Annotated in this window: 25 protein-coding genes and 1 tRNA gene; 12 read left to right on the top strand and 14 right to left on the bottom strand. The window is 67.6% G+C overall.

The window, feature by feature from the left end; genetic code table 11:
• Nucleotides 1-15 precede the first annotated feature (15 nt).
• Nucleotides 16-510, bottom strand: coding sequence for a MarR family winged helix-turn-helix transcriptional regulator (locus ASF63_RS10660; RefSeq protein WP_056513455.1), 495 nt, complete (start codon nucleotides 508-510; stop codon nucleotides 16-18).
• 71 nt (nucleotides 511-581) lie between these two features.
• Here ASF63_RS10660 and ASF63_RS10655 point away from each other — a divergent pair.
• From ASF63_RS10655 to ASF63_RS10630, 6 genes are all read left to right on the top strand, one after another.
• Nucleotides 582-653 (top strand) — tRNA-Gln (locus tag ASF63_RS10655).
• 1 nt (nucleotide 654) lies between these two features.
• Nucleotides 655-2085, top strand: coding sequence for a bifunctional UDP-N-acetylglucosamine diphosphorylase/glucosamine-1-phosphate N-acetyltransferase GlmU (gene glmU, locus ASF63_RS10650; protein ID WP_056513451.1), 1431 nt, complete (start codon nucleotides 655-657; stop codon nucleotides 2083-2085).
• A gap of 9 nt (nucleotides 2086-2094) precedes the next feature.
• Nucleotides 2095-3129 carry a ribose-phosphate diphosphokinase gene (locus ASF63_RS10645; protein WP_056513449.1) on the top strand — a complete coding sequence of 345 codons (1035 nt, stop codon included), beginning with the start codon at nucleotides 2095-2097 and terminating at the stop codon, nucleotides 3127-3129.
• Between the two features lie 85 nt (nucleotides 3130-3214).
• Nucleotides 3215-3682, top strand: coding sequence for a hypothetical protein (locus tag ASF63_RS10640; protein WP_056513445.1), 468 nt, complete (start codon nucleotides 3215-3217; stop codon nucleotides 3680-3682).
• Nucleotides 3683-3698: 16 nt separating this feature from the next.
• Nucleotides 3699-4556, top strand: coding sequence for an FAD:protein FMN transferase (locus ASF63_RS10635; RefSeq protein ID WP_056513441.1), 858 nt, complete (start codon nucleotides 3699-3701; stop codon nucleotides 4554-4556).
• 27 nt (nucleotides 4557-4583) lie between these two features.
• Nucleotides 4584-6158, top strand: coding sequence for an FAD-dependent oxidoreductase (locus tag ASF63_RS10630; RefSeq protein ID WP_056513437.1), 1575 nt, complete (start codon nucleotides 4584-4586; stop codon nucleotides 6156-6158).
• 343 nt (nucleotides 6159-6501) lie between these two features.
• On the opposite strand, the gene ASF63_RS10625 is transcribed toward ASF63_RS10630, so the two are convergent.
• From ASF63_RS10625 to ASF63_RS10615, 3 genes are all read right to left on the bottom strand, one after another.
• Nucleotides 6502-7335: a DUF559 domain-containing protein gene (locus ASF63_RS10625; RefSeq protein WP_056513433.1), complete on the bottom strand. Its 834-nt coding sequence runs from the start codon at nucleotides 7333-7335 to the stop codon at nucleotides 6502-6504.
• A 464-nt stretch (nucleotides 7336-7799) separates the two neighbouring features.
• On the bottom strand, nucleotides 7800-9284 hold the full coding sequence (locus tag ASF63_RS10620) for a sensor histidine kinase (RefSeq protein ID WP_056513430.1): 1485 nt from the start codon (nucleotides 9282-9284) through the stop codon (nucleotides 7800-7802).
• A gap of 26 nt (nucleotides 9285-9310) precedes the next feature.
• Nucleotides 9311-10039, bottom strand: a complete 729-nt coding sequence (locus ASF63_RS10615) for a response regulator transcription factor (protein ID WP_056513426.1) — start codon at nucleotides 10037-10039, stop codon at nucleotides 9311-9313.
• A 164-nt stretch (nucleotides 10040-10203) separates the two neighbouring features.
• On the opposite strand from ASF63_RS10615, the gene ASF63_RS10610 reads away from it, so the two are divergent.
• Nucleotides 10204-11676, top strand: a complete 1473-nt coding sequence (locus tag ASF63_RS10610) for an ABC transporter permease (RefSeq protein WP_056513423.1) — start codon at nucleotides 10204-10206, stop codon at nucleotides 11674-11676.
• A 40-nt stretch (nucleotides 11677-11716) separates the two neighbouring features.
• Complete coding sequence (locus ASF63_RS10605; RefSeq protein ID WP_200934013.1) at nucleotides 11717-12442, top strand: ABC transporter ATP-binding protein; 726 nt, start codon at nucleotides 11717-11719, stop codon at nucleotides 12440-12442.
• A gap of 56 nt (nucleotides 12443-12498) precedes the next feature.
• Here ASF63_RS10605 and gndA read toward each other — a convergent pair whose 3' ends face one another.
• Nucleotides 12499-13947, bottom strand: a complete 1449-nt coding sequence (gene gndA, locus ASF63_RS10600; RefSeq protein WP_056513421.1) for an NADP-dependent phosphogluconate dehydrogenase — start codon at nucleotides 13945-13947, stop codon at nucleotides 12499-12501.
• A 124-nt stretch (nucleotides 13948-14071) separates the two neighbouring features.
• The gene (locus tag ASF63_RS19545; protein WP_268770598.1) at nucleotides 14072-14197 is read right to left on the bottom strand and encodes a hypothetical protein; all 126 of its coding nucleotides are present in this window, start codon (nucleotides 14195-14197) and stop codon (nucleotides 14072-14074) included.
• A 222-nt stretch (nucleotides 14198-14419) separates the two neighbouring features.
• Here ASF63_RS19545 and ASF63_RS10595 point away from each other — a divergent pair, with 222 nt between their 5' ends.
• Complete coding sequence (locus ASF63_RS10595; RefSeq protein WP_056513418.1) at nucleotides 14420-15028, top strand: 50S ribosomal protein L25/general stress protein Ctc; 609 nt, start codon at nucleotides 14420-14422, stop codon at nucleotides 15026-15028.
• Nucleotides 15029-15147: 119 nt separating this feature from the next.
• Nucleotides 15148-15729: an aminoacyl-tRNA hydrolase gene (pth, locus tag ASF63_RS10590; protein WP_056513415.1), complete on the top strand. Its 582-nt coding sequence runs from the start codon at nucleotides 15148-15150 to the stop codon at nucleotides 15727-15729.
• 36 nt (nucleotides 15730-15765) lie between these two features.
• On the opposite strand, the gene ASF63_RS19540 is transcribed toward pth, so the two are convergent.
• Together ASF63_RS19540 and trpS are read right to left on the bottom strand one after the other, a co-directional pair.
• Nucleotides 15766-16527: a hypothetical protein gene (locus ASF63_RS19540; RefSeq protein WP_268770595.1), complete on the bottom strand. Its 762-nt coding sequence runs from the start codon at nucleotides 16525-16527 to the stop codon at nucleotides 15766-15768.
• Between the two features lie 24 nt (nucleotides 16528-16551).
• Nucleotides 16552-17556 carry a tryptophan--tRNA ligase gene (gene trpS / locus ASF63_RS10580; RefSeq protein ID WP_082478065.1) on the bottom strand — a complete coding sequence of 335 codons (1005 nt, stop codon included), beginning with the start codon at nucleotides 17554-17556 and terminating at the stop codon, nucleotides 16552-16554.
• A gap of 57 nt (nucleotides 17557-17613) precedes the next feature.
• Here trpS and ASF63_RS10575 point away from each other — a divergent pair, with 57 nt between their 5' ends.
• Nucleotides 17614-17946, top strand: a complete 333-nt coding sequence (locus ASF63_RS10575; protein WP_157534312.1) for a hypothetical protein — start codon at nucleotides 17614-17616, stop codon at nucleotides 17944-17946.
• A 55-nt stretch (nucleotides 17947-18001) separates the two neighbouring features.
• On the opposite strand, the gene ASF63_RS10570 is transcribed toward ASF63_RS10575, so the two are convergent.
• The 6 genes from ASF63_RS10570 to sdhC form a co-directional block, all read right to left on the bottom strand.
• Nucleotides 18002-18844, bottom strand: coding sequence for an exodeoxyribonuclease III (locus ASF63_RS10570; protein ID WP_200934012.1), 843 nt, complete (start codon nucleotides 18842-18844; stop codon nucleotides 18002-18004).
• 10 nt (nucleotides 18845-18854) lie between these two features.
• Nucleotides 18855-20060 (bottom strand): YihY/virulence factor BrkB family protein, encoded by a 1206-nt coding sequence (locus tag ASF63_RS10565; RefSeq protein ID WP_056513407.1) that lies wholly within the window; start codon nucleotides 20058-20060, stop codon nucleotides 18855-18857.
• Between the two features lie 83 nt (nucleotides 20061-20143).
• Nucleotides 20144-20911, bottom strand: coding sequence for a succinate dehydrogenase iron-sulfur subunit (locus ASF63_RS10560; RefSeq protein ID WP_056513404.1), 768 nt, complete (start codon nucleotides 20909-20911; stop codon nucleotides 20144-20146).
• Nucleotides 20912-20913: 2 nt separating this feature from the next.
• Nucleotides 20914-22740 carry a succinate dehydrogenase flavoprotein subunit gene (sdhA, locus tag ASF63_RS10555; RefSeq protein ID WP_056513401.1) on the bottom strand — a complete coding sequence of 609 codons (1827 nt, stop codon included), beginning with the start codon at nucleotides 22738-22740 and terminating at the stop codon, nucleotides 20914-20916.
• 19 nt (nucleotides 22741-22759) lie between these two features.
• A complete protein-coding gene (locus ASF63_RS10550) occupies nucleotides 22760-23203 on the bottom strand; it encodes a succinate dehydrogenase hydrophobic membrane anchor subunit (protein WP_056513399.1) in 444 nt (147 codons plus the stop codon).
• On the bottom strand, nucleotides 23203-23637 hold the full coding sequence (gene sdhC, locus ASF63_RS10545) for a succinate dehydrogenase, cytochrome b556 subunit (RefSeq protein ID WP_082478061.1): 435 nt from the start codon (nucleotides 23635-23637) through the stop codon (nucleotides 23203-23205). Before sdhC ends, ASF63_RS10550 begins: the two co-directional genes overlap by 1 nt.
• 176 nt (nucleotides 23638-23813) lie before the next feature.
• Here sdhC and ASF63_RS10540 point away from each other — a divergent pair, with 176 nt between their 5' ends.
• Nucleotides 23814-24929: a mannose-1-phosphate guanylyltransferase gene (locus ASF63_RS10540; protein WP_056513397.1), complete on the top strand. Its 1116-nt coding sequence runs from the start codon at nucleotides 23814-23816 to the stop codon at nucleotides 24927-24929.
• The last annotated feature ends 141 nt before the right edge of the window (nucleotides 24930-25070 follow it).

Genomic DNA, 25070 nt, shown 5'->3' with positions numbered 1-25070 from the left:
CATGTCGTCAGTCCCTCACGCGTCGAAACTGAGGCTCAGCTTGCGCAGCAGCGCGGCGAGCCGGTCACGATCGCCTTTGGAGAGGGCCTGGAGCAGGTCGTCCTCGACGTCGACGAGGCGCGTGATCGCGGCATCCACCCTGATCCGCCCGTCATCCGTGAGCGTGACGAGCACGCTGCGGCCGTCGGCCGGGTCGCCCTCGCGTCGCACGAAACGGCGACCGACCAGCCGGTCGATGCGGTTGGTCATGGTGCCGCTCGACACCAGTGTCTGCTGAAGCAGCTGCTTGGGGGAGAGCTGGAAGGGAGCCCCGGCGCGACGCAACGCCGAGAGCACATCCCACTCCCAGGCCTCCAAATCGCTGCGGCGGAACACGTCGCGCCGGGCGCGGTCGAGCAGGCGGGTCAGCCTGTCCATCCGAGAGAGGACCTCGAGGGGTGAGAAGTCGAGGTCGGGGCGCTGGGTGTTCCAGGCGCCGACGATCCGATCAACCTCATCAGCCTCTGTCATCCGTCCATTATCGCCGGTAGCACGCAGGCGGACGTGGCAGACTTGACCCGCGGCTCCCTCGAGGGCCGCGGTCCGCCGTGGTGTAATGGCAGCACGACAGCCTTTGGAGCTGTTAGGTCTAGGTTCGAGTCCTGGCGGCGGAGCATGACTGGGAACAATCTCGCGATCATCATCCTCGCCGCAGGCCAGGGAACCCGCATGCGCTCGCGCTTGCCCAAGGTGCTGCACCCGATCGGTGGACGACCACTCGTCGGACACGTCCTCACGACCGCCGGCCGGCTCGAGGCCTCCCACGTCGAGGTCGTCGTGCGGCACGAGCGCGACCAGGTGATCGCTGCTCTCGAAGCGGACTACCCGGATGCCGTGTTCATCGATCAGGACGAGGTGCCAGGCACCGGACGCGCCGTGCAGGTCGCGGTCGATGCGCTTCCCGCATCCTTCGACGGAGACGTCCTCGTGCTCTCCGGCGACTGCCCGCTGGCGGATGCCGACACTCTGCGCTCATTCCTCGACGCCCACCGCGAGGCGGACGCCGAGGCGACTCTGATGACCGCGGTCGTCGACGACCCGAACGGCTACGGCCGTGTCATCCGCGATGCCGAGGGCGGCGTCGACCGCATCGTCGAGCAGAAGGATGCCAGCGCCGATGAAGCGGCGGTTCGCGAGATCAACGCGGGCATGTACGTGTTCCGCGTCGGCACGCTGCGCAAGTACCTCCCGTCGGTGGGAGTCGACAACGCACAGGGCGAGATGTACCTGACGGACGTTCCCGGGCTCCTGCGCCGCGACGGCAGCCGCGTCGCGGCATCCGTGGTGTCCGACGTCACGGTGACCTACGGGGTGAACGACCGCGCGCAGCTCGCTGAGGTCGGCCGACTGCTCAACCGCCGCATCGTCCGCCGCTGGCAGCTGGAGGGCGTCACCGTCATCGATCCTGCGACGACCTGGATCGATGACGACGCGACGCTCGCACCCGACGTCACGATCCTCCCGAACACCCACATCCTGCGAGCCACCACGATCGCCGAGGGCGCCATCGTCGGGCCCGACACGACGCTCGTCGACTGCGAGGTGGGAGAAGATGCGATCGTCCGCCGCACCGACGCCACGCTCGCGGTGATCGGCGCCGAGGCCACCGTCGGCCCCTTCTCGTTCCTCCGCCCCGGCACCGTCCTGGGAGCACGAGGCAAGATCGGCGCCTACGTCGAGACGAAGAACGCCGAGATCGGCGAGGGCAGCAAGGTCCCGCACCTGTCGTACGTCGGCGACGCGACCATCGGGCGCGGCGTCAATCTCGGTGCGAGCACCATCACCGCGAACTACGACGATGTGAACAAGCACCGCACCGTGGTCGAGGACGAGGTGCACACCGGGTCGCACACGACCCTCGTCGCGCCCGTTAGGCTGGGAGCCGGCGCCAAGACAGGTGCCGGCGCCACGGTCCGCAAGGACGTTCCCGCCGGTTCCCTTGCCATGAGCGTCGCCCCTCAGCGCAACATCGAGGGTTGGGTCGAGAAGAACAGGGCAGGCACGGGCGCGGCAGACGCCGCAGCCCGATCCCGAGTGGCGGAATAGGCGAAAACGATGGCGCGCAAGAAGAAGACTGTCGATCTGGACCGGGACAACGGCATCGCCCCCGGACTCGTCGCCAAGACCAAGAAGCGGCTCGTGGTCGCGGGGGGTCGATCGCACCCCGAGCTCACCGCCGCGGTCGCCGCGTCGCTGGGCACCGAGGTCGTGCCCACCGAGCACCGTACGTTCGCGTCGGGCGAGATCTACGCCCGGTTCGACGTCTCGATCCGAGGGTGTGACCTCTTCCTCATCCAGACGTTCGGCGAGCCGGTGAACGAGTGGCTCATGGAAGCGCTCATCATGATCGACGCCGCGAAGCGCGCGTCGGCCAAGCGCATCACCGTCGTCGCCCCGTACTATCCGTATTCGCGTCAGGACAAGAAGGGCCGAGGCCGCGAGCCGATCAGCGCCCGACTGGTCGCCGACCTGCTGAAGACGGCCGGGGCCGACCGCGTGATGAGCGTCGACCTGCACGCCGCGCAGATCCAGGGCTTCTTCGACGGTCCCGTCGACCACCTCTTCGCCAAGCCCGTGCTGCTGGACTACTTCGAGCGCACGCTGAGCGCGGAGGATCGCAAGATCCTCACCGTCGTCTCTCCCGATATGGGGCGTGTCCGCGTCGCCGACACGTGGTCGGACAGCCTGGGTGCGCCGCTGGCCATCATCCACAAGCGCCGCGACCCGAAGGTCGCCAACCAGGTCTCGGTGCACGAGATCGTCGGAGCCGTCGAGGGACGCACCTGCCTCCTCGTCGACGACATGATCGACACCGGTGGCACCATCGTCAAGGCCGCCCAGGCGCTCAAGGCGAACGGCGCGCATCGTGTGATCGTCGCCGCGACGCACGCGATCTTCAGCGACCCGGCATCCGAGCGCCTCCAGGATGCATCGATCGACGAGGTCGTGATCACCGACACGATCCCGCTGACCGAGTCCCGCCGCTGGGACAAGCTGACGATCCTCCCGATCGCTCCGCTTCTGGGCCGCGCGATCCGCGAGGTCTTCGAAGACGGATCCGTCACGAGCATGTTCGGCGGCGACGCGTAAGCAACTCATATATCGGGCACAGCCCGCGCATAGATCAGGTCCCTACGGTCGAAGCAACACATCGATCAAGGCCGGGAGGACCATCATGATCCGCACGACTGTACCGACTTCTGTTCGCAAGGGCGCAGCTCTCGCCGGCGTCGCAGGACTCCTCGTCCTCGCGGGATGCTCAGGCACCGCTGACGCCGAAGACCAGTCCACCGACACCGGCACCGACACGAGCACCGAGTCGACCGATTCGGGAGCGTCGACCGGCGACTACGCCGACGGCACCTACACCGCAGACGGCTCGTACCAGACGCCCGAGACGGTCGAGTCCATCAGCGTGACACTCACGATCGCCGACGGCGTCGTGTCCGAGGTCGAGGTGACCGGCGATCCGCAGGCACGCGAGAGCGAGCAGTACCAGGGGCAGTTCATCGACGGCATCTCGGATGAGGTCGTGGGCAAGTCGCTCGATGAGCTGAACGTCAGCCGCGTCGCCGGCTCGTCGCTCACCAGCGGCGGGTTCAACGAGGCGGTCGATTCGATCAAGGAGCAGGCCGCCGCCTGAGGCGCCTGACACGGCCATGGCGATCTGGCGGTTCGACGCGATCGGCACGACCTGGGAGATCGCGACATCGAATGATCTCGGCGCCGACGCACGACAGCTCGTCGGCGCCGAGATCGAGCGGTTCGACCGGGAGTGGTCGAGGTTCCGTGAGGACTCATCGGTGACCCGTGTCGGTCGAGCCGGCGGCTCGATCTCGTCTCCCGATGCGGGAGCGATGCTCGATGCCTATCGCGACCTGTCGACGGCGACCGCAGGCGCCGTGAACCCCCTCGTCGCCGAAAGCCTGTCGGCCCTCGGCTATGACGCGTCGTACTCGCTCGTCGCGAGCTCCCCGATCGCCGCCCCGGATGACTGGACCGATCGGGTGCAGTGGACGGTGGGGGAGGCCCTGGCATCCGCTCCCGTTCTCCTCGACGTCGGAGCTCTCGGCAAGGGGCGTCTGGTCGATCTCGTAGTCGGCGTCCTCAGCGATGTTCCCGGTCACCTCGTGGTCGATGCCGGGGGTGACATGAAGGTCCGCGGAGACGCGGTGAGGGTGGGCCTCGAGCATCCGTACGACTCGACGAAGGCGATCGGCGTGATCGAACTGCAGGATGCGGCGTTGTGCGCCTCGGCGGTCAATCGCCGCGCGTGGGGCGATGGCCTGCACCACGTGCTCGACGCACGCACCGGGGTGCCTGTCCGGATGTGGGCGGCCACGTGGGCGATCGCACCCGACGCGATGCGAGCGGATGCGGTCGCGACCGCCCTGTTCTTCGAGGGTGGCGCCGAGCTGGCAGCGTCGTGGGGCGTCGAGTGGGTGCGCATGACGACAGACGGACGCGCGGAGCGTTCGCCCGGCTGCCCCGCACAGCTGTTCACCACCCGCCGATGAGGCATCGAAGTAGGGAAGAGTAGACCTGTGATCACCTCCATCACCGCGCTGCGGCAGCGGGTTCTCGCATTGCTCGGCGGCATCTCCATGTACCGTCTGGTGCTGTTCGCCCTGCTGACGCTGGCGCTCATCGCCGTGGTGCTGTCGGCTCTCGGCGTGATCGTCTCGCCGACACCGCTCGAGATACTCGCTTCCTTCGTCGTGCTGGCGGTGGTCATCTCGCTCGTGGATGCGGCAGCCCAGCGCATCCTGAGCCTGCCGTGGCGCATCGAGTCGTCGCTGGTCACCGCACTGATCCTGCTCTTCGTGCTCCGCCCCGGCATCGAGCCGAGCGCGTTGCTCGGGCTCGCCATCGCCGGAGCCGTCGCGAGCCTGTCGAAGTACCTGATCGCGTGGCGCGGTCGGCACATCCTCAACCCTGCGGCCTTCGGCGCGGCCGTCGTATCGGTCCTCGGATCCTTCGGGGCCTTCGAGTGGCTCGGGACCTCGTCGTCGTGGTGGGTCGGCACGCCGTCGCTCTTCGTGCCCGTTCTGATCCTCGGGCTCGCCGTCCTCTGGCGCACCGAGAAAGTGCGCATCGTCGTCGTCTTCCTCCTCGTGGCGATCGCGGTGTCGATCCTGCGACAGGCCGTGCAGGCTCAGGAGTTCGCGATCGCCTTCGATCCCGGCTCCGCCCTCTCGTTCGCGATCCTGCAGTCGCCGTTCCTGTTTCTCGGAGCATTCATGCTCTCCGAGCCCCTGACTCTGCCGCCGCGCCGGTGGCAGCAGTTCTCGGTGGCCGTTCTCGTCGGAGTGCTCGCCGGGTGGCCGATCGCGATCGGCGGCCTCTTCACTCTCGGACAGGAGCGCGCACTTCTCATCGGCAACCTGCTCGCGTTCGCCTTCGCGCTGCGAGGGTCCGTGCGGCTCGTGCTCGAGAAGCGGCAGTTCATCACGCCGACCGCTCAGGAGCTGACGTTCCGCGCGAAGGGGAAGCTGAAGTTCCTTCCGGGGCAGTACCTCGAACTCGACGTGCCGCACGCACGCCCGGATGCCCGCGGAACCCGCCGCGAGTTCAGCATCGTCTCGGCGCCGGCAGACCTCCCCACACTGCGCATCGCCTACAAGGACGGCGATCAGAAGCATCCGTCGAGCTATAAGCGCGCACTCGCCGCAGCCGAGCCGGGATCCGCGCTTGCCGTCACGGGCACGTGGGGAGACTTCCTTCTGCCGCGTTCGGAGACCCCCGTGCTCATGGTCGCCGCCGGGATCGGCGTCACGCCGTTCGTGTCGCAGCTGCGCCAGCTCCAGCTGACGGGGCAGCAGCGCGACGTCGTTCTCATCTATGTGGCATCCGACAGCTCTGAGCTGGCCTTCCGCGATGAGCTGGTTGCGACCGGCGCGCGCGTCATCGTGTTCACGCGCGACGAGCCGGCTGACCTTCCGTCGCATTGGACCTGGGCGCACGGCGCGCGCCTCGACGCCGCGGGACTCGAGCGCCACGTTCCCGACATCGGTGAGCGGCACTCGTACATCTCCGGTCCTCCGCGGCTCATCGCCGACCTCGCTCCCGCACTGCAGAAGGCCCGCTCGCTCACGACGGACGCGTTCGCCGGGTACTGAGTCCTGGCTGACCCTCGCGGCATCCGCGTCCTGACCGGAGCCCGTCTGCAGGACCGAAGCACGTTCTGCGGGGGAGCTCCGGTGCTTTCGTCCCGCATTCGTGCTTCGCTCCTGCAGACGGTGCGGGCGACGGCCGTCTCGAACGAGTGCAGAGCCGGATGATACGGGTGCGGGCCGCTGATCTCGGGCCGTTGATCTCGGGCCGTTGATCCCGGGCCGTTGATCTCGGGCCGTTGATCCCGGGCTGTTGATCTCGGGCCGTTCGCAGGACCCCGGCACGTTCTGCACGACGAAACCTCTGGTTTCGTCCCGCATTCGGTGCCTCGGTCCTGCATTCGGTGCGTCAGACGCGCGCGCGAAGGCGTTCGATGGCCGCGAGGACCGCGGCCATCACGACCGGCCAGTCGTGGACGATCATCGCGTAGTCGAAACGCAGAGTCTCGTACCCCTGTCTGGAGGCCTCCGCATCGCGGAGGAGGTCCCGATGACGATGCGATGGGCTGTCGTGGTTCTCTACCCCGTCGGCTTCGAGGATGAGCAGTCGGTCGACCACGAAATCCACTCTCCCGACCAGGGGGATCTCGACCTGGCATTCCAGACGGATTCCGAGCACGTGAAGCCGCAGGCGCAGAAGAGACTCAAGGCCGCTGTCGGCATCCATCCGTGCCAGATCGACGAGCCACCGCGCATTCGCCGGCAGGCGTGAGCGGATGCGGGCGCGACCTGCTGCCCCGATCTTGCGCAGCTGCAGGGTGGACTCGATGGCGACGAAGAACGACTTGTCGCCTCGGCAGCGGTAGACGTGCACAAGGGCGTCTTCGAGGGGAGCGAGGCCGAGCGCGGTCGGGCCGTCGAAAAAGTGGCCGGTGCACGCGCACTCGACGTGGTGGTTTCGACCGTGCGTGCCGAGCCAGACGTGCGGATCCGTATCATCGTCGAGAGTCCAGATTCCGTGCATCCGCAGCGCGCGAGAGCAGGTCAGCGCGCCTCCGTGCGCCGCAGCAGTGAGAACGTCGATGGGAGCGGATGGCGCCGCGAAGACACCGTTGCGGACACGTGTGATCGTGCCATCGCGCACGGCCGCCGAGAGCATCCGCCTGCTGAGCCCGAATCGGTGAAGTGTCGTACCTCTGGCGACATCGCCGATGTGAGAGAGGACGTGTGCGGCTGTCGGCATCTGACCGATCCTGCCGGTTCTGAGACGGGGGACGGGGCGGAATCGAGGGTCGGGGAGGGTTTCCGACGACAGCCCGACCTGTGCAGAAGAGAACCGACGGCTCGTGCAGTCGTCTTCGGCACCGACTGCAGGACGAAAGTACGGATGCAGGGCTGAAGTCATCCGTTCGTCCTGCAGACGTGCCCCGGTCCTGCAGACGTGCCCCGGTCCTGCAGACGGGACTGCGCGACCGAGCGGCACCGAACCGGGTATGTGCCGTCTGCAGGACGAAAGTACGGATGCAGGGCTGAAGTCATCCGTTCGTCCTGCAGACGTGCCCCGGTCCTGCTGACGGGACTGCGGGACCGAGCGGCACCGAACCGGGCATGTGCCGTCTGCAGGACGAGAGTACGGATGCAGGGCTGAAGTCATCCGTTCGTCCTGCAGACGTGCCCCGGTCCTGCAGACGGGACGACGGACCGGGATCAGCCCGCGACGTCAGCCGTCGGGGCCTGGGCCGGGCTCAGCGGGAGCCGCACCGTGAATGTCGTGTCGCCGGGTTCGCTGGAGACGGTGAGATCACCGCCGTGACCCTCGACGATCGCCGTGGCGATGGCCAGTCCGAGGCCGGTGCCGCCTGTCTGACGGGCGCGCGAGCTGTCGCCACGGGCGAATCGGGCGAAGAGCTCATCGCGCACGCCAGGGTCGATGCCGGGGCCGTCGTCGTGCACCCGCAGCACGGCCTCATCGCCTTCGCGACTCACGCTGAGAGTGATCGAGGTGCCCGCGGGCGTGTGTGTCCGGGCGTTGGCGAGGAGGTTCGCGACGACCTGATGCATCCGCCCGGCGTCGCCGACGACGACGATCGGCTCGTCAGGGGCTTCGATGTTCCAGTGATGGTCTGCCGCGGTCGGGCGCGCATCGGAGAGTCCCTCCAGCGCGAGCTGCGTCAGGTCGACGGTGCCGTAGACCAGCTCTCGGCCCTCGTCGAGGCGGGCGAGCAGCAGCAGATCCTCGACCAGGCTCGTCATCCGCAGCGACTGGGCCTGGATGCGCTCGAGCGAGGTCGTGGTGCTCTCGACGGCCGCCTCTCCTCCCTGCTGCTTCAAAGCGCGCAGCGACAGCTCCGAGTATCCTCGGATCGACGAGAGCGGAGTCCGCAGCTCATGGCTGGCGTCGGCGACGAAGCGCCGCATCCTCTCCTCGTTCTTCTGCCGCGAGGCGAGGGAGTCGTTGACGTGGTCGAGCAGAGTGTTCAATGATGCGCCGACGAGTCCGGTCTCGGTGCGCGGATCCGCCTCGGAGGCGGGTACGCGCTCAGTGATCTCGACCTCGCCGCGGTCCAGCGGCTGGTTCGCGACGCGCGTGGCGGTCGCTGCGACTGCCCTCAGCGGTCTCAGCCCCACTCGGATGGTGATGGCCGTCGTCAGCGCGAGGAGGATCAGTCCGCCGATCGTCGCCAGGGCGATCACGGTGAGCAGTGTGGCCAACTGATTCTGGATCTCGGTGCGGGGGAGACCCGTCACGACGTTGACGCCGTTGGCCGCCTTCTGCGCGATCACCATGTAGGAACCGAAATCGTCGAGGGTGACGGTGGCACTCCGTTGTCCGCCGAGCGCGGCGTCGATCCGTTCGAGATCGGCGCTGGTCAGCTTCTGCGACACACCGCCCCACTCGTCCTTGGTGTCGGGGAACAGGACGCCGCTCGTGCCGCCCTCCGTACTGGACACGGCGAGCAGGAGTCCGGGGACGCGGGCATCGTTGATCTCGAGGATGGTGTCCATGTTCGCGTACTGCGCCGGCACCTGGCTGACCCACCGCGTCACTTCGATCGAGTAGCTGTGCAGGCGATCCTCGAGCTGCCTCTCGAGAGTGCTGCCCAGCAGCGCACTGGTGATCACGGCGACGATCACGAGGATGAGCGAGACGAAGCCGATCACGGCTGTCATCAGCCGGGTCTGCAGGCTCATCGGCCGCCGAGTCATCCTCGTCGAGCTCAATGTGGCGCCTTGATCATGTAGCCGACACCTCGCACGGTGTGAAGCAGCGGGGTGCGTCCGGCGTCGATCTTCTTGCGGAGGTATGAGATGTACAGCTCGACCACCGAGGACTTGCCGCCGAAGTCGTAGCTCCAGACGCGGTCGAGGATCTGCGCCTTCGACAGCACACGGCGCTCGTTGCGCATCAGGTAGCGGAGCAGTTCGAACTCGGTCGCGGTCAGCTCGATCTCGGTGCCGTCGCGCACGACCTCGTGGCTGTCCTCGTTGAGGGTGAGGTCGGCGACCCGCAGGATCGACTGGCCGTCATCCGCCGTCGCGTGGCCGGTGCGGCGGATGATCGCCCGCAGACGCGCGATGACCTCTTCGAGGCTGAAGGGCTTCGTGACGTAGTCGTCTCCTCCGGCGGTGAGTCCGGCGACACGGTCGCCGACGGCATCCTTCGCGGTGAGGAAGAGCACGGGAACGAGGCTGCCGGACTCGCGCAGACGCCGCAGCACGGCCATGCCGTCGAGGTCGGGCATCATGATGTCGAGCACGAGCGCGTCGGGTTCGAACTCGCGGGCGACCTGAAGGGCTTCGAGACCGGACGATGCGGTGCGCACCTCCCAGCCCTCCATGCGCAGCGCCATCGCCAGCAGGTCGGTGAGCATCTGCTCGTCGTCGACGGCGAGGATGCGCAGGGGCGAGCCGTCGGGGCGGCGCAGTTCGGGGAGATCGGAGCTCATGAGTACATTCTGCGGAATCACCTATGGGGTTTCTATGGAGAGCGCTATGCGTCAGCTGTGAGGTGCGCGCGGCATAGGGTCCTCATCACTCCTCCCTCGATCTCGCCAAACTGCGCTCCTTAGCGTCGTGATCGGCCCGCGAACGGCGCGGCGTAAGGAGACACATGTACGGGACATATCTGCGGCGAGAGTTGGCGGGCCGCAAGAAGCAGACGTGGATCGTCGCGATCGGGCTCGCGATAGCGATCGCTCTGGTGATCATCGTCAACGCCCTCACTGCGGGCGTGCGCGATGCGCAGGCACAAGCCCTCGAGTCGGTGTACGGCGTCGGCACCGACCTCACGGTCACCGGTGCCGCGGCGGAACCGGGGGAGGGCGGCGGGCAGCGCTTCGACTTCGGGTCAGACGACGGATCCACCGACGGAGACACGACCACACTCAGCCAGTCGACGCTGATGACGGACTTCATGCGCGGGACGCTCGAGTCGTCCGCGCTCGACACCGTCACCTCCACTGAGGGCGTGACCGCGGCATCCGCGGCACTCAGCCTCACCAACTCGACCTTCTCGGGCGAGCTGCCGAGCGGCGGCTTCGGCGCGCAGGACGGCACGACCGAAGAAGCCGCACCAGCCGAGGGTCAGGCCCCGCCCCAGGGTGGCACGGACGGCGCGGGTGGCGGCTCGTTCGGCGTCGACTCGTTCACCGTTCTCGGGATCGACCCGGCCGTGACCTCCGTGGGGCCGCTCGCCTCCGTCGCGATCAGTGACGGTCGCGCTCTCGACACCGGTGACGCCGGGGCCCTCGTCGCCCTCGTCGACGCCACATACGCGACCACGAACGAGATCGCCGTCGGCGACACCGTCGATGTCGCCGGTTCCGATGTCGAGGTCGTCGGGGTCGTGGCCTCGACCTCCGACTCCGCCGACACCGCGGCGAACGTGTACCTGCCTCTCGACACCGCGCAGGAGCTCTCGGGCGCCGGCGACGTCATCTCGACCGTGTACGTCCAGGCGGAGTCCGCATCGTCGATCGATGCGGTGCAGGCGGCCCTCGCGGACGAGCTGCCCGATGCGACGATCACGTCGCAGTCCGAGCTCGCGTCGTCGGTCTCGGGTTCTCTGTCCAGCGCGACGTCGCTGATCACGAACCTCGGCACCTGGCTGTCGATCATCGTGCTCGCGGTGGCCGTGCTGCTCTCGGTGCTGCTCACCCTGTCCGGCGTCTCCCGCCGCACCCGCGAGTTCGGCACCCTCAAAGCGATCGGCTGGTCGAACGGGCGCGTCGTGCGCCAGGTCGCGGGCGAGTCCATGGTCCAGGGGCTGATCGGGGGCGCGGTGGGACTCGCGCTCGGGATCGCCGGAATCGTCGTCATCAACCTCGTGAAGCCGACGGTCGCCGCGGCTGTCGCGGGCAACGCGGAAGGCGGCCCCGGAGGCATGGGAGGAGGCCCCACCGGGGGAGGCGGCATGTTCCAGACCCAGCAGGCGGCGGACATCGTGCTGCAGGCTCCGTTCACCCCGTGGGTGCTGGTCGCCGCGGTCGGTCTCGCGGTGCTCGGCGGCCTCGTGGCCGGAGCATTCGGGGGCTGGCGCGCTGCGCGTCTCAGCCCGGCCGAAGCCCTGCGATCCGTCGCCTGACGGACTCGCGAACACACGTCACAGACAAGGAGACACGGACATGACCATCACAGATATCGCTCCGCCCGCGAACGGCACGGATGCCACGGCACCGCTGTACCGCGCACAGGATGTCACGCGCACCTACTCGCAGAAGGGGCGCACGGTGAAGGCCCTCACGGGCATCGATCTCACTATCCACCCCGGTGAGTTCGTCACCATCCAGGGTCCGACCGGAGGGGGCAAGTCGACTCTGCTGCAGATGCTCGGTGCGCTCGACAAGCCGTCATCCGGGTCGCTGAAGCTCGGTGACATCGAGCTGGCCTCGGCATCCGCGCGCGAGCTCAGTCGGATCCGCGCCGAGGAGATCGGATTCGTCTTCCAGGGGTTCAATCTGATCCCCACGCTGACGGCGGCCGAGAACGTGCACATGGCTCTCGAGCCGACCGACCTGAGCCGCACCGAGCGCGTGACTCGGGTCGCCGAGGCCCTCGCCCACGTGGGGCTCGCCGATCGCGGCGATCACCTGCCCACCGAGCTGTCGGGCGGTCAGCAGCAGCGTGTGGCGATCGCGCGGGCGATCGTGAAGCGGCCCCGCGTGCTGCTTGCGGACGAACCCACCGGCAACCTCGACGAGAGCATGCGCGATGAGATCCTCGCGCTGCTCGAAGGGCTGTGCGCGGAGGGGATCACCATGATCGTCGTCACGCACGACTCGGCGGTCGCCCGCCGGGCCACCAGGCGCCTGCGGCTCGTGAAGGGGACGGTGCAGGACATCACCCGATGAGACATGACGAAGGCCCCGGCGGAATCGCCGGGGCCTTCGTCATGGGCGAGACGCGCTCAGTGCGTGTCTTCGGCTTCGATCTCGGTGCGGTCGCCCGACCACTGCGTGTGGAACGTGCCCGGCTTGTCGATGCGCTTGTAGGTGTGCGCACCGAAGAAGTCGCGCTGCCCCTGAACGAGCGCGGCGGGCAGGCGGTCGGCGCGGATGCCGTCGTAGTACGACAGCGACGACGAGAACGCCGGAGCCGGGATGCCGGCCTGTGCCGCCGCGACCACGACGCGACGCCACGGCGCCTGAGCGCGTGTGATCGCCTCGGTGAAGTACGGAGCGGTCAGCAGCACGGGCAGGCCCGGCTCTGCCGCGTACGCGTCCGCGATGCGGTTGAGGAACTGGGCGCGGATGATGCAGCCTCCGCGCCAGATCTTGCTGATCGCGCCGAGGTCGATGTTCCAGCCGTACTCGGCTGCGCCTGCGCGGATCTCGTCGAAGCCCTGCGAGTAGGCGACGATCTTCGAGGCGTACAGCGCGAGGCGGACATCCTCGATGAAGGCTGCCTGGTCGGTGACGACGAACTCCTCGTCGGGGCCGGGGAGCGAACCCGCGACCTCGCGCTGCTCGGGGTGCGACGACAGAGAGCGGGCGAACGTGGCCTCGGCGATGCCCGAGACGGGAACGCCGAGCGACAGCGCGGTCTGCACGGTCCACGCGCCGGTGCCCTTGGCGCCGGCCTGATCGAGGATGACGTCGACGAGGGGCTTGCCGGTCTCGGCATCCACCTGGCGGAGCACCTCTGCGGTGATCTCGATCAGGTAGGACTCGAGCTCGCCCTTGTTCCACTCGGCGAAGATCTCGGCGATCTCGGCGGGGGACTTGCCGGTGCCGCGGCGGATGAGGTCGTAGGCCTCGGCGATCAGCTGCATGTCGGCGTACTCGATGCCGTTGTGCACCATCTTGACGAAGTGTCCGGCGCCGTCGTGGCCGACGTGCGTGACGCACGGCTCGCCCTCGGCGACGGCGGCGATCGACTTGAGGATCGGGCCGAGGGTGATCCAGGACTCATCAGAGCCGCCGGGCATGATCGACGGGCCGGTGAGCGCGCCCTCTTCGCCGCCGGAGATGCCGGCTCCGACGAAGTTGATGCCGGTCTCGCGAACGGCCTTCTCGCGGCGGATGGTGTCGGGGAAGTAGGCGTTGCCGCCGTCGACGATGATGTCGCCCGGCTCGAAGACCGAGGCCAGCGAGTCGATCACGGCGTCGGTCGGGCCGCCGGCCTTGACCATGATGATCGCGGTGCGCGGCTTCTGCAGCGAGTCTGCGAACTCCTGGTAGGTCTTGGCCGCGACGAAGCCGGCCTCAGGGTGCTCGGAGACGAGGGTCTCGGTCTTCTCGTAGCTGCGGTTGAAGATCGCCACCGTGTTCCCCTCGCGGCTGGCGAGGTTGCGGGCGAGGTTCGACCCCATGACGGCGAGTCCGACGACTCCGATGTTCGCTGATGCTTCGGGCACAGATGGCTCCTAGATCGAGAAGAAAGGGATGCATCCAGATTATCGCGACGGCAGGGGTGCTTCTCCCGTGTGTCGCCGGAATGCGTTTCTCGCGAGCGCGCTGTGACTGCCCGATCGGGGGCGGTCAGTCCTTGCGGTAACCCGAGCGGCCGAGCGAGAAGAGCGCGGCGAACGTGAAGCCGGCAGCGCACACGGTCATCGCGCCGATGACCCAGGCGATCGCGTGGGAGAAGAAGACGCCGTCGAGCATGAGAGGACTCCGTGTTCTGCAGAGAAGGGATCGGTGTCCTCAGCCTACCGGCTCATTTGGTACCATCAGAGGAGTACCTCGGCGAGGGATGCTTCTGCGCGTGCGCTGGCATCCGTTATCGACGCGGCGAAGCAAGCCGGTGGCTTTCCTCACGTGTCTGCGTTCGAGAACAATTCCAAGACCACCGCGTAGCTGTCGCTGCGTGCCCCGAAGGAGAACCCCATGTCTGAAGACACCAAGGTCAAGGCCGAGCTCCGCGAGAGCTTCGGCAAGGGCTTCGCCCGTCGTCTGCGCGCCGCAGGCAAGATCCCCGCCGTCATCTACGGTCACGGCACCGAGCCCGTGCACGTCGCGCTGCCGGGCCACCAGGTCTCGCTCATCATCCGCCGCGCCAACGCGCTGCTCGAGCTCGACATCGAGGGCAAGACTCAGCTCGCCCTGGTCAAGGATGTCCAGAAGGACCCCGTGCACCAGATCATCGAGCACATCGACCTCCTCGTGGTGAAGAAGGGCGAGAAGGTCGCGATCGATCTCCCCGTCATCGTCACCGGTGAGTCCGCTCCCGGAACGATCGTCAACCAGGACGCGAACACCCTGTCGATCGAGGCAGAGGCCACGCACCTGCCGCAGAACGTCGAGGTCTCGGTCGAGGGTCTCGAAGATGGCGCGCACATCACCGCCGCTGACGTCACGCTCCCCAAGGGCTCGACACTGCTGACCGACCCCGAGGTGCTCGTCGTCGCCATCTCGATCCCCGCTGAGGAGTCTCTCGGTGAGGACGAGGCCGGAGCCGATGAGGCTTCTGCCGAGGAGGCTTCCGCCGCGGAGTGATCTCCGCAGGCGCAGCGCACAGCTGACTGCTTCACAGAGGGGGCGCGAGCAGATCGCGCCCCCTCTGTCGTATTCTGACCCGGGAACCGCACGGCGCCCGCATCCGAGAGGACGAGGACATGGCATCCACCTGGCTCGTGGTGGGGCTCGGCAACCCCGGCCCGCGATACGAGGCGACGAGGCACAACATCGGCCAGATGGTGGTCGATGAGCTGGCTGCGCGACGAGGCGAGAGCTTCCGTGAGCACAAGGGCGGCGCGCGTGTCGTCGAGACCTGGCTGCGCCCCGGTGGCGACAAGCTCGTGCTGGCCAAGCCCAACACCTTCATGAACGTCTCGGGCACGCCGGTCGCCGCTCTGGCGCGGTTCTACTCCGTGCCGGCCGAGCAGATCATCGTCGTCCACGACGAACTCGACATCCCCTTCGACACCGTCAAGCTCAAGATCGGCGGCGGCCACGGTGGGCACAACGGGGTGCGCGATATCGCCCGCGCCATCACCACCCCCGAGTTCCCCCGGGTGCGCGTCGGCATAGGTCGACCGGTGGGCCGACAGGATCCCGCGGACTGGGTGCTCTCACCGTTCGGCAAGGATGAACGCGCGAACCTGCCTATCCTCGTGTCCGACGCGGCTGACGCCGTCGAGCTCCTCGTCGCCGAGGGGCTGCTGGCGGCGCAGCAGAAGCATCACGCTCCACGCTGACGGTCGGCCGATAGGCGTCGACCTGAGCACGACCGCTCAGGGCAGGAAGCCCGCCGCGGTGCCGGTCGAGACGGCGACGAAGAGCACGACCCAGAAGATGATCGGTCCGAGCACGGCGACGACCAGCGCGCCGATGCCGGCGCCGCGGGCCTGCTTCTTGCGGATGGCGAGGATGCCGATCACGATCGCGGCGATGCCGAGGATCGTGCCCGTCCAGAACGAGAGCTCGGCCCACAGCACCTGATCGCGTGCGGGGGAGAGGATCGACAGGAAGTCGGGATCCGTCGTATCGAGTCCGCCGGGGATCCGGCGTCCGATCTCGAACCCCGCGATTCCCGCGACGATCGGAGTGACCACGGCGGCGACGATCGCGAAGACCAGAGCGAGGATGCCGAGGAGTCCGGACTTCTTCTGCTCGCTCGAGGGTGCCTGGTATGCCCCCTCGGGGGCCGCGTAACCGCCGACGGGCACCTGATAGGCGCCGGGAGGGGCGGCCTGGTAGGAGGGAACGCCGGGCTGGGCTGCGGGAGGTGAAGCGGGGTACATCGGGCTGCCCGCCGGTGCGGGGTACGCCGGTGCGGGCGGGGCCGGGAAAGTGGGCTCGGACTGCGCGTACGGGGCCGCCGGGGGTGCGGGCTGGTACGCCGGCGGAGCCGCCTGGTAGGCGGGCGGAGCCGGAGGAGCGGGCGGCGCAGGAGCGTATGCGGGAGGAGCGGCCGGCGGCTGCTGGTCAGCGGGCTGGGGTGCCGGCGGCACGGGAGGAACGGCACCGGACGGGGGCAGCTGCGGATCAGTCACGCCCCCATCCTATGGCCGGTCGTGTCAGATGCGACGAAGCAGACCGACCCGGTCGTACACGGCGGCGAGAGTCGCGTCGGCGACGGCGTCGGCCTTGGCGGCGTTCGCCGCGAGGATCCGATCGAGCTCAGCGGGGTCGTCGAGGAGCTCGAGTGCGCGGGCGCGGACCGGCTCGAACTCGTTCACGACGACCTCAGCGAGACCCTTCTTGAAGTCTCCGTAGCCGCGACCTGCGTACTCGTCTTCGATGGCCGGCACCTGGCGACCCGACAGGGCGGCGTAGATCGTGAGCAGGTTCGAGACGCCGGGCTTGTTCTCGCGGTCGAAGCGCACGGAGCCCTCGTTGTCGGTGACGGCACGCATGATCTTCTTCGCCGACTTCGCCGGGTCATCGAGCATCCAGAGCACGCCCGCATCGCTCTCGGCGGACTTCGACATCTTCGACGTCGGATTCTGCAGATCGTAGATGCGCGCCGTGTCCTTCTGGATCACCGGTCGGGGCACGACGAACGTCTCGCCGAAGCGCGAGTTGAACCGATCGGCGAGATCACGGGTGAGTTCGACATGCTGCTTCTGGTCGTCGCCGACGGGCACGACATCGGTCTGATAGAGCAGGATGTCGGCCGCCATCAGGACGGGGTACGTGAACAGGCCGACGCTCGTGGCGTCGGCGCCGTAGCGGGCGGACTTGTCCTTGAACTGCGTCATCCGTCCGGCCTCGCCGAACCCGGTGATCGTGGAGAGGATCCAGGCGAGCTCCGCGTGGGCGCGCACGTGCGACTGCACGTAGAGCGTCGAGAGGGACGGCTCGATGCCCGCGGCGATGTACTGCGCGGCGGTGCGGCGGGTCTTCTCGCGAAGCTCCGCCGGGTCCTGCGCGACGGTCAGCGCATGCAGGTCGACGACCGAGAAGTAGGCGTCGTAGGAGCTCTGCAGGTCTCGCCACTGCAGGAGCGCCCCGATGTAGTTGCCGATCTGCAGAGAGTCGGCGGAGGGCTGCATTCCTGAGTAGAGGCGAGGTTTCGTCACGGTATCAATCCTATGGGGGTGGTGGTGATGCGCGAGCCCGCGGGGGAGACTCGCCTCATGACGACTGCCCCTGAATCCGCCGGCGTCCCCGGGGGCCGTCGGGATGTCCTCTCCCGCATCATCGGCGTCGTCCTGACGGTGCTGTTCGGCGCACCTTTCGTGCTGCTCGCGTGGATGGCGCTGAGCAGCCGGTTCGGGTGGACGAGCGGAGACCCGCATGGCTACGGGATGATCTTCGGCACGTTCCTCGCGCTCGTCACCGGCATCCTCGTCGCGATCGCGGTTCCGCTCGTCTTCCCTCGCGCGCACCGCGGAGCGGCCTATCTGTGGAGCATGCTCTGTTACCTCGCGGTCGCGGCCGGGTTGATCGTCGCTCTGGTCACGGCCTGATCTCTGCCCGAGGTCGCCGACGTTCGCCGCGCAGGTCGTCGGGCCGCGCAGGTCGTCAGTAGGTGTAGTCGACCACGACCGGCGCGTGGTCGCTCCACCGCTGGTCGTAAGCGGCTGCGCGAGCGACGTGGTAGGCGGTCGCTCGCTCCGCGAGCGCGGGGGTCGCCAGGTGGTAGTCGATCCGCCACCCGGAGTCGTTGTCGAAGGCCTGACCGCGCATCGACCACCAGGTGTACGGGCCCTCCACCTCGCCGTGGAAGGCGCGTCCGACGTCGATCCAGCCGAGTCCGGTGCCAATGGATCCGTCGACTCCCTCGACGGCCTCTCCTGCCGCACCGAGGAAGCGGTCGAAGTACGCGCGTTCGCGGGGTAGGAACCCGGCCTTCTTGCGATTGCCACGCCAGTTCTTGATGTCGAGCTCGCGGTGCCCGACGTTCAGATCGCCGGTGACGAGGGCGAGCGCGTCGTCAGCCTGGCCGAGCTCTGCGAGCCGGATGCCGAAAGCATCGAGGAACTTCCACTTCTCCTCCTGCTTCGGAGTGTCGGCCTCGCCGCTGTGCACGTAGGCGCTGACCACGGTGAGCGGGCGATCGCCGATCTGGAAGTCGGCCTCGATCCACCGGCCCTTCGAGTCGAAGTCGACGTCGCCGAAGTCGGTGCGCGATGCGATCGCCGGCACGCGGCTGGCGATCGCCACACCGGCGCGGCCCTTGGCCGTCGCCTCGTCGTGCACGAACGTCCAGCCGGGGAGCGCGGCTTCGAGGTGCTCGTCCTGCCCGCGCACCTCTTGCAGGGTCAGGATGTCGACATCGGCCGCATCGAGCCAGCCGCTCATGCCGTTGCGAGCCGCCGCTCGGATTCCGTTGACATTGACCGAGGCGATACGCAGATGAGGCATGCCCACAAGCCTAACGAGGGCCGCCGACATCCTTGGACGGACGCTGCAGCTCCGCGAGGAGACGCTGGGCGAAGGGGGTGCTCTCGTCGACGGGAGGGGGAGCGGATTCCTCGAGGGACTCGAGCTCCTTCTCGGCCGCACGCAGGGCGCGTTCGCTCTGCCAGGAGCGGTACCACGGCGCGTCGTCGCGATCGGCCTGCGCTTCGCGCACCCGGATCCGCGCAGCCTGCAGCAGCGTCTGATACTCCGCCAGCCGTCGCTCCGCCTCGGTCTGGGACAGCAGCGGGAGATCACGGTCCTGGGCGCTGACCGCGATCCACGACGACGCCACCAGCATCACCACGCCGTTGACCCGGAACCACAGCAGAAGGCCGATGAAGATCGCGAATGTGGCGAGCAGCGGATTCGACGGGGTGTAGCTCAGGAGGAACCCCGCGCCGAACTGGAGGATCGTCATCGCCCCGCCCCCGAGGAGGGCACCGGGCCAGATCGTGCCCCAGTGCAGAGACGTGCCGGTGAGGAAGCGGACCATCGCCGCGAGTGCGGCCGACAGCACCGCGAAGGACACCAGCACTGTGCCGATGCGGATGCTGGTCAGGCCGTCGAGGGCTGCACCCCAGCCGAGGAGGCTGAGGATCCAGGCCAGCGCGACGGCGCTTGCAGAGCTGAGCAGCGAGCCGACGATCAGCGAGACGCCGAAGATCAGCGCGGCCAGCAGGTCGCGCGCCTTCAGGATGATGTAGCTGCGGCGGTCGGGCGGCAGACCGAAGATGTCCCTGGTCGCGCGTCGAGAGAACGTCACCCATCCGATGGCGGTCCAGATCACCGTTCCGAGGGCGATCAGACCGGTGATGCTCAGGATCCCCGTCGTGCTGGCCGCGATCTCCTGCACCTGGTCCGGGGTGAACACCCCGCCCTGATCCTGGATCAGATTCGGGATGTAGCTGTTGACGATGTCGATCATGCCGTCGACCGCATCGCTGCTGCCTCCGAGCCAGAGGCCGGCGATCGCGAAGGCGAGGTAGATCGCCGCGAAGATCGCGAACAGCGCCTGATAGCTCACGCCCGCGGCGAGCAGGAATCCGTTGTGCTGCAGGAAGTGACGCCAGACTCGCACCGGGAAAAGGCCCAGCGTACGTCTCGTCAGTGCGGTCGCACGTTCGACGGCCGCGTCGAGGCGGCCCGACTCTGACGCCGCGGGATCGGGATCTGGCACGTCTTCACCTTATCCACACGACGAAAGAGGGCGGGATCCCCGTGGGGAGCCCGCCCTCTTCATTCCGAGAAGTGCGACTGAGATCAGGGACGCCCGCGCAGCACGGCCTGCTTGACCTCGGCGATGGCCTTGGTGACCTCGATGCCACGGGGGCACGCCTCGGAGCAGTTGAAGGTCGTGCGGCAACGCCACACTCCCTCCTTGTCGTTGAGGATGTCGAGGCGCACTGCGGCGTTGTCGTCACGCGAGTCGAAGATGAAGCGGTGCGCGTTCACGATCGCGGCCGGGCCGAAGTACTGGCCGTCGGTCCAGAAGACGGGGCACGACGAGGTGCACGCGGCGCACAGGATGCACTTGGTCGTGTCGTCGAAGATCTCGCGATCGGCGATCGTCTGGACGCGCTCCTTGCCCTTCTCGGGCACCGAGTTGGCGACGAGGAAGGGCTGCACCTCGCGGTAGGAGGCGAAGAACGGCTCCATGTCGACGACGAGGTCCTTCTCGAGGGGCAGACCCTTGATCGCCTCGACGTAGATCGGCTTCGAGATGTCGAGGTCCTTGATCAGCGTCTTGCAGGCGAGGCGGTTGCGGCCGTTGATGCGCATGGCGTCGGAACCGCAGATGCCGTGGGCGCAGGATCGGCGGAACGTGAGCGAGCCGTCGACTTCCCACTTGATCTTGTGCAGCGCGTCGAGCACGCGGTCGGTCGAGTACAGCTCCACGTCGTAGTCGACCCAGTGCGGCTCGGCGTCGACCTCGGGGTCGAACCGGCGGATGTTGAACGTGACGATGAAGGACTGGATGCCGGTCTCTTCGGTCGTGTCAGCGGGAGCTTCAGCGATGGCGTTGGACATGCTCAGTACTTCCTCTCCATCGGCGGGTAGTTCAATTCGCCCTGGTCGTTCTTGGTGAACACGACGGGCTTCCAGTCGAGCTTGATGTGGTCGCTCGGGGTGGAGGAGTGCGGATCGCCCGTCAGGTAGGCCATCGTGTGCTTCATGTACTTCTCGTCGTCGCGCGTCGGGAAGTCGTCGCGCATGTGGCCGCCACGGCTCTCCTCGCGGTTCTGCGCGGCGTAGACGACGACCTCGGCGATGTCGAGGAGGAAGCCCAGCTCGACGGCCTCGAGCAGGTCGGTGTTGAACCGCTTGCCCTTGTCGTCGACGTGCACGTTCTTGTAGCGCTCGCGCAGCTCGGCGATGACGCCGAGCACGTGCTGGAGGGAGTCGTGCGTGCGGAACACCTGCGCGCCCTTGTCCATCTCGTCCTGCAGCGCCTTGCGGAGCACCGCGATGCGCTCGGTGCCCTGGTTGTTGCGCAGTCCCTCGAGCATGTCGGACACGAAGGCGGCCGGGTTCTCCGGGAGCGGCACGAACTCGGCGGTCTTGACGTACTCGACCGCGTTGCGCCCAGAGCGCTTGCCGAACACGTTGATGTCGAGCAGCGAGTTGGTGCCGAGGCGGTTGGCGCCGTGCACCGAGACGCAGGCGCACTCGCCCGCGGCGTACAGACCGGGGACGACGGTGTCGTTGTCGGCCAGGACCTCGCCGTTGTTGTTGGTCGGGATGCCGCCCATCGCGTAGTGCGCGGTGGGCATGACCGGCACGGGCTCGACGACCGGGTCGACGCCCAGGTAGGTGCGGGCGAACTCGGTGATGTCGGGGAGCTTGGTCTCGAGGACTTCGGCGCCCAGGTGCGTGCAGTCCAGCAGCACGTAATCCTTGTGGGGACCTGCGCCGCGACCCTCCGCGACCTCCTGGACCATGCAGCGCGCGACGATGTCACGGGGAGCGAGGTCCTTGATGGTCGGGGCGTAGCGCTCCATGAAGCGCTCGCCCGAGGCGTTGCGCAGGATCGCGCCCTCTCCTCGCGCGCCCTCCGTGAGGAGGATGCCGAGGCCGGCGAGTCCGGTGGGATGGAACTGGAAGAACTCGAGGTCTTCGAGGGGGAGGCCCTTGCGCCAGACGATGCCGACGCCGTCACCGGTGAGGGTGTGGGCGTTCGAGGTCGTCTTGAAGATCTTGCCGAAACCGCCGGTCGCGAAGATGACGGCCTTGGCCTGGAAGACGTGCAGCTCGCCGGTCGAGAGGTCGTAGGCGACGACGCCCGAGACCTGGGTCTTGCCGTCGGCGTCCTTCACCGTGAGCAGGTCGAGCACGTAGAACTCGTTGAAGAAGTTGATGCCGAGCTTGACGCAGTTCTGGAACAGCGTCTGCAGGATCATGTGACCGGTGCGGTCGGCCGCGTAGCAGGCGCGGCGGACCGGGGTCTTGCCGTGCTCGGCGGTGTGGCCGCCGAAGCGACGCTGGTCGATCTTGCCCTCGGGCGTGCGGTTGAACGGCAGACCCATGTTCTCGAGGTCGATGACCGCGTCGATGGCCTCCTTCGCGAGAATCTCCGCAGCGTCCTGGTCGACGAGGTAGTCGCCGCCCTTGACGGTGTCGAAGGTATGCCACTCCCAGCTGTCCTCTTCGACGTTCGCGAGCGCAGCCGCCATGCCGCCCTGCGCCGCACCGGTGTGCGAACGCGTCGGGTAGAGCTTGGAGATGACCGCGGTGTTCGCGCCGGAGCCGGCCTCGATGGCCGCTCGCATGCCGGCGCCGCCGGCGCCCACGATGACGATGTCGAACTGGTGGTAGTGCACACCGTCGCGCACGACGGAATCCTGGGTCTCGGTAGTCACTTCTCGTATGCCTTCTCTTCTACTTGCCCAGCGTCTGGCACTGTTCCCACAGCGTGCTCGTCTCGGTCACGCCGAGGCACGGGTCGAACGTGAAGACGACCAGGGTGCCGAGGATGATGAGCAGGGCTGCTGCCAGGCCCAGGGCCCAGGTCAGAGCCTTGCGAGCGGTGTTGTTCGTGACGTAGTCGTTGACGATCGTCCGCATGCCGTTGGCGCCGTGGATCAGAGCCAGCCAGAGCATGATGACGTCCCACCACTGCCAGAACGGCGTGGCGAACTTTCCCGCGATGAAAGCGAAGTCCAGGGCGTGGATGCCTTCCCCGACCATCAGGTTGATGAACAGGTGGCCGAAGATCAGCACGACCAGCAGCACGCCGGAGCCGCGCATGAAGAGCCAGCCCCACTTCTCGAGGTTGAATCCGCGCTGACGGCGGACGGGAGCGGCGACAGTCTGAGCGGTCATCAGTGTCCTCCTCCGAAGCCGGCGAACGCGAGTGCGAGGTGACGCGGCACGAAGCCGGCCATGATCACGACCCACACCGCGAGCACACCCCAGAACAGCTGGCGCTGGTACTTGGCGCCCTTCGACCAGAAGTCGACGGCGATGATGCGGAGGCCGTTCATCGCATGGAACACGATGCCGGCGACCAGCACGACCTCGCCGAGCGCCATGATCGGGTTCTTGTAGGTGCCGATGACGGCGTTGTACGCCTCGGGGGACACCCTGATGAGTGCAGTGTCGAGCACATGCACCAACAGGAAGAAGAAGATGGCGACTCCGGTGATGCGGTGAAGCACCCACGACCACATGCCTTCGCGACCCCGGTAGAGGGTGCCACGAGGTGTCTTGGAAGTGGTTTCCGAAATCGACGGTGTCAAGCGAGCGCTTGTGGACACGGTCGTCCTCCCTGGATCGATGTGACTCGGTCGCGTGCGATGCGTGGTCCAAGCATGAGCCTGCTGCCAGGCACGGCCGATCGGACACCATCCTATTCCCGTGTGGCGCCCGTGGGCGACGAAGGGGAGCCTAAGTGTCTCGATGTCGAGATGTTCCGTCGGGATACCCTGACAGGGTGAGCCAACCCATCAAGGACTTCTACGCAGTGATCCCCGCCGGCGGCATCGGCAGCCGCCTGTGGCCTCTGTCCCGTGCCGACGCCCCGAAGTTCCTGCACGATCTCACGGGTTCCGGGCATTCGCTGCTCCGCGACACGTGGGACAGGCTCGAGCCGCTCGCCGGGCACGACCGCATCGCCGTGGTCACCGGACGGGCCCACCGGGCCGCGGTGGAGGCCGAGCTGCCCGGCATCGCTGATCTGAACGTCTTCCTCGAATCCGAGCCCCGCGAGTCCGCGGCGGCGATCGGGCTCGCGGCGGCGATCCTGCACCGTCGTGACCCCGACGTGATCATCGGCTCGTTCAGCGCCGACCACGTCATCCGCAGCACCCGCGTGTTCGAGTTCGCCGTCCGCGACGCGGTCGAGGTCGCCCGTGAGGGGTACATCTGCACGATCGGCATCTCTCCCACAGAGCCCGCGACCGGCTTCGGTTACATCAAGAAGGGGCCGGAACTCGTCGTCGACGGAGCCCGTGAGGCCGCCCTCGTCGAGAGCTTCGTGGAGAAGCCCGACCTCGAGACCGCCCAGGCCTATCTCGCCGACCGTGACTATCTCTGGAACGCCGGCATGTTCATCGCCAAGGCGAGCGTGCTCCTCGACGAACTCGCCGCGAACGAGCCCGCCCTGCACGCCGGGCTCCTCGAACTCGCCGAGGCGTGGGACGACCGTGAGCGTCGCGGCCCGGCGGTGGACCGGATCTGGCCAGGACTCAAGAAGATCGCGATCGACTACGCGGTGGCCGAGCCCGCTGCGCGCCGGGGGCGCCTCGCCGTCGTGCCCGGCCACTTCGACTGGGACGACGTGGGGGACTTCGCCTCGCTCACGAAGCTCATCAACAACGGCCGCAAGAACGACCTCGCGGTGCTCGGCCCGAAAGCCCGCGTGCTCTCGGATGCCGCCAGCGGCATCCTGGTCAGTCAGACGTCCCGCGTGATCAGCCTCATCGGCGTGCAGGACATCGTCGTCGTCGACACCCCTGACGCTCTGCTGGTCACCACGGTGCAGCACGCGCAGCGGGTGAAGGGCGTCGTGGAGTCGCTCAAGCTCACCGGACGGGGCGACGTGCTCTGATGAGCACCGACCGCCGCTCATCGGCTGTCTTGGTTTCAGCTTTGTAACCATTCGATTGCCGCTCGGGTGCGGGCATGCACAAAAGTCGAAACAGTAGGTAACTTTGAGCGATCCGCGAGGGCCGCGGGATCGTTGAGGGAG

It is taken from the genome of Microbacterium sp. Leaf320 (assembly GCF_001423485.1).
GTDB lineage: Bacteria > Actinomycetota > Actinomycetes > Actinomycetales > Microbacteriaceae > Microbacterium.
The sequence above is the reverse complement of the archived record's forward strand: the minus strand, read 5'-3'. Positions and strand labels throughout refer to the sequence as shown.

Bases quoted from the DNA above. Each gene is read 5' to 3' on its own strand.
- ASF63_RS19545 (WP_268770598.1), bottom strand. From the start codon at position 14,197: ATGCTCGACGGCGTCTTCTTCTCCCACGCGATCGCCTGGGTCATCGGC.
- ASF63_RS10610 (WP_056513423.1), top strand. From the start codon at position 10,204: ATGTACGGGACATATCTGCGGCGAGAGTTGGCGGGCCGCAAGAAGCAG.
- ASF63_RS10575 (WP_157534312.1), top strand. From the start codon at position 17,614: ATGACGACTGCCCCTGAATCCGCCGGCGTCCCCGGGGGCCGTCGGGAT.
- ASF63_RS10595 (WP_056513418.1), top strand. From the start codon at position 14,420: ATGTCTGAAGACACCAAGGTCAAGGCCGAGCTCCGCGAGAGCTTCGGC.
- ASF63_RS10620 (WP_056513430.1), bottom strand. From the start codon at position 9,284: ATGAGCCTGCAGACCCGGCTGATGACAGCCGTGATCGGCTTCGTCTCG.
- ASF63_RS10635 (WP_056513441.1), top strand. From the start codon at position 3,699: ATGGCGATCTGGCGGTTCGACGCGATCGGCACGACCTGGGAGATCGCG.
- ASF63_RS10570 (WP_200934012.1), bottom strand. From the start codon at position 18,844: ATGCCTCATCTGCGTATCGCCTCGGTCAATGTCAACGGAATCCGAGCG.
- pth (WP_056513415.1), top strand. From the start codon at position 15,148: ATGGCATCCACCTGGCTCGTGGTGGGGCTCGGCAACCCCGGCCCGCGA.
- ASF63_RS10660 (WP_056513455.1), bottom strand. From the start codon at position 510: ATGACAGAGGCTGATGAGGTTGATCGGATCGTCGGCGCCTGGAACACC.
- ASF63_RS10640 (WP_056513445.1), top strand. From the start codon at position 3,215: ATGATCCGCACGACTGTACCGACTTCTGTTCGCAAGGGCGCAGCTCTC.
- ASF63_RS10645 (WP_056513449.1), top strand. From the start codon at position 2,095: ATGGCGCGCAAGAAGAAGACTGTCGATCTGGACCGGGACAACGGCATC.
- ASF63_RS10605 (WP_200934013.1), top strand. From the start codon at position 11,717: ATGACCATCACAGATATCGCTCCGCCCGCGAACGGCACGGATGCCACG.
- glmU (WP_056513451.1), top strand. From the start codon at position 655: ATGACTGGGAACAATCTCGCGATCATCATCCTCGCCGCAGGCCAGGGA.
- ASF63_RS10550 (WP_056513399.1), bottom strand. From the start codon at position 23,203: ATGACCGCTCAGACTGTCGCCGCTCCCGTCCGCCGTCAGCGCGGATTC.
- ASF63_RS10615 (WP_056513426.1), bottom strand. From the start codon at position 10,039: ATGAGCTCCGATCTCCCCGAACTGCGCCGCCCCGACGGCTCGCCCCTG.
- ASF63_RS10560 (WP_056513404.1), bottom strand. From the start codon at position 20,911: ATGTCCAACGCCATCGCTGAAGCTCCCGCTGACACGACCGAAGAGACC.
- ASF63_RS10625 (WP_056513433.1), bottom strand. From the start codon at position 7,335: ATGCCGACAGCCGCACACGTCCTCTCTCACATCGGCGATGTCGCCAGA.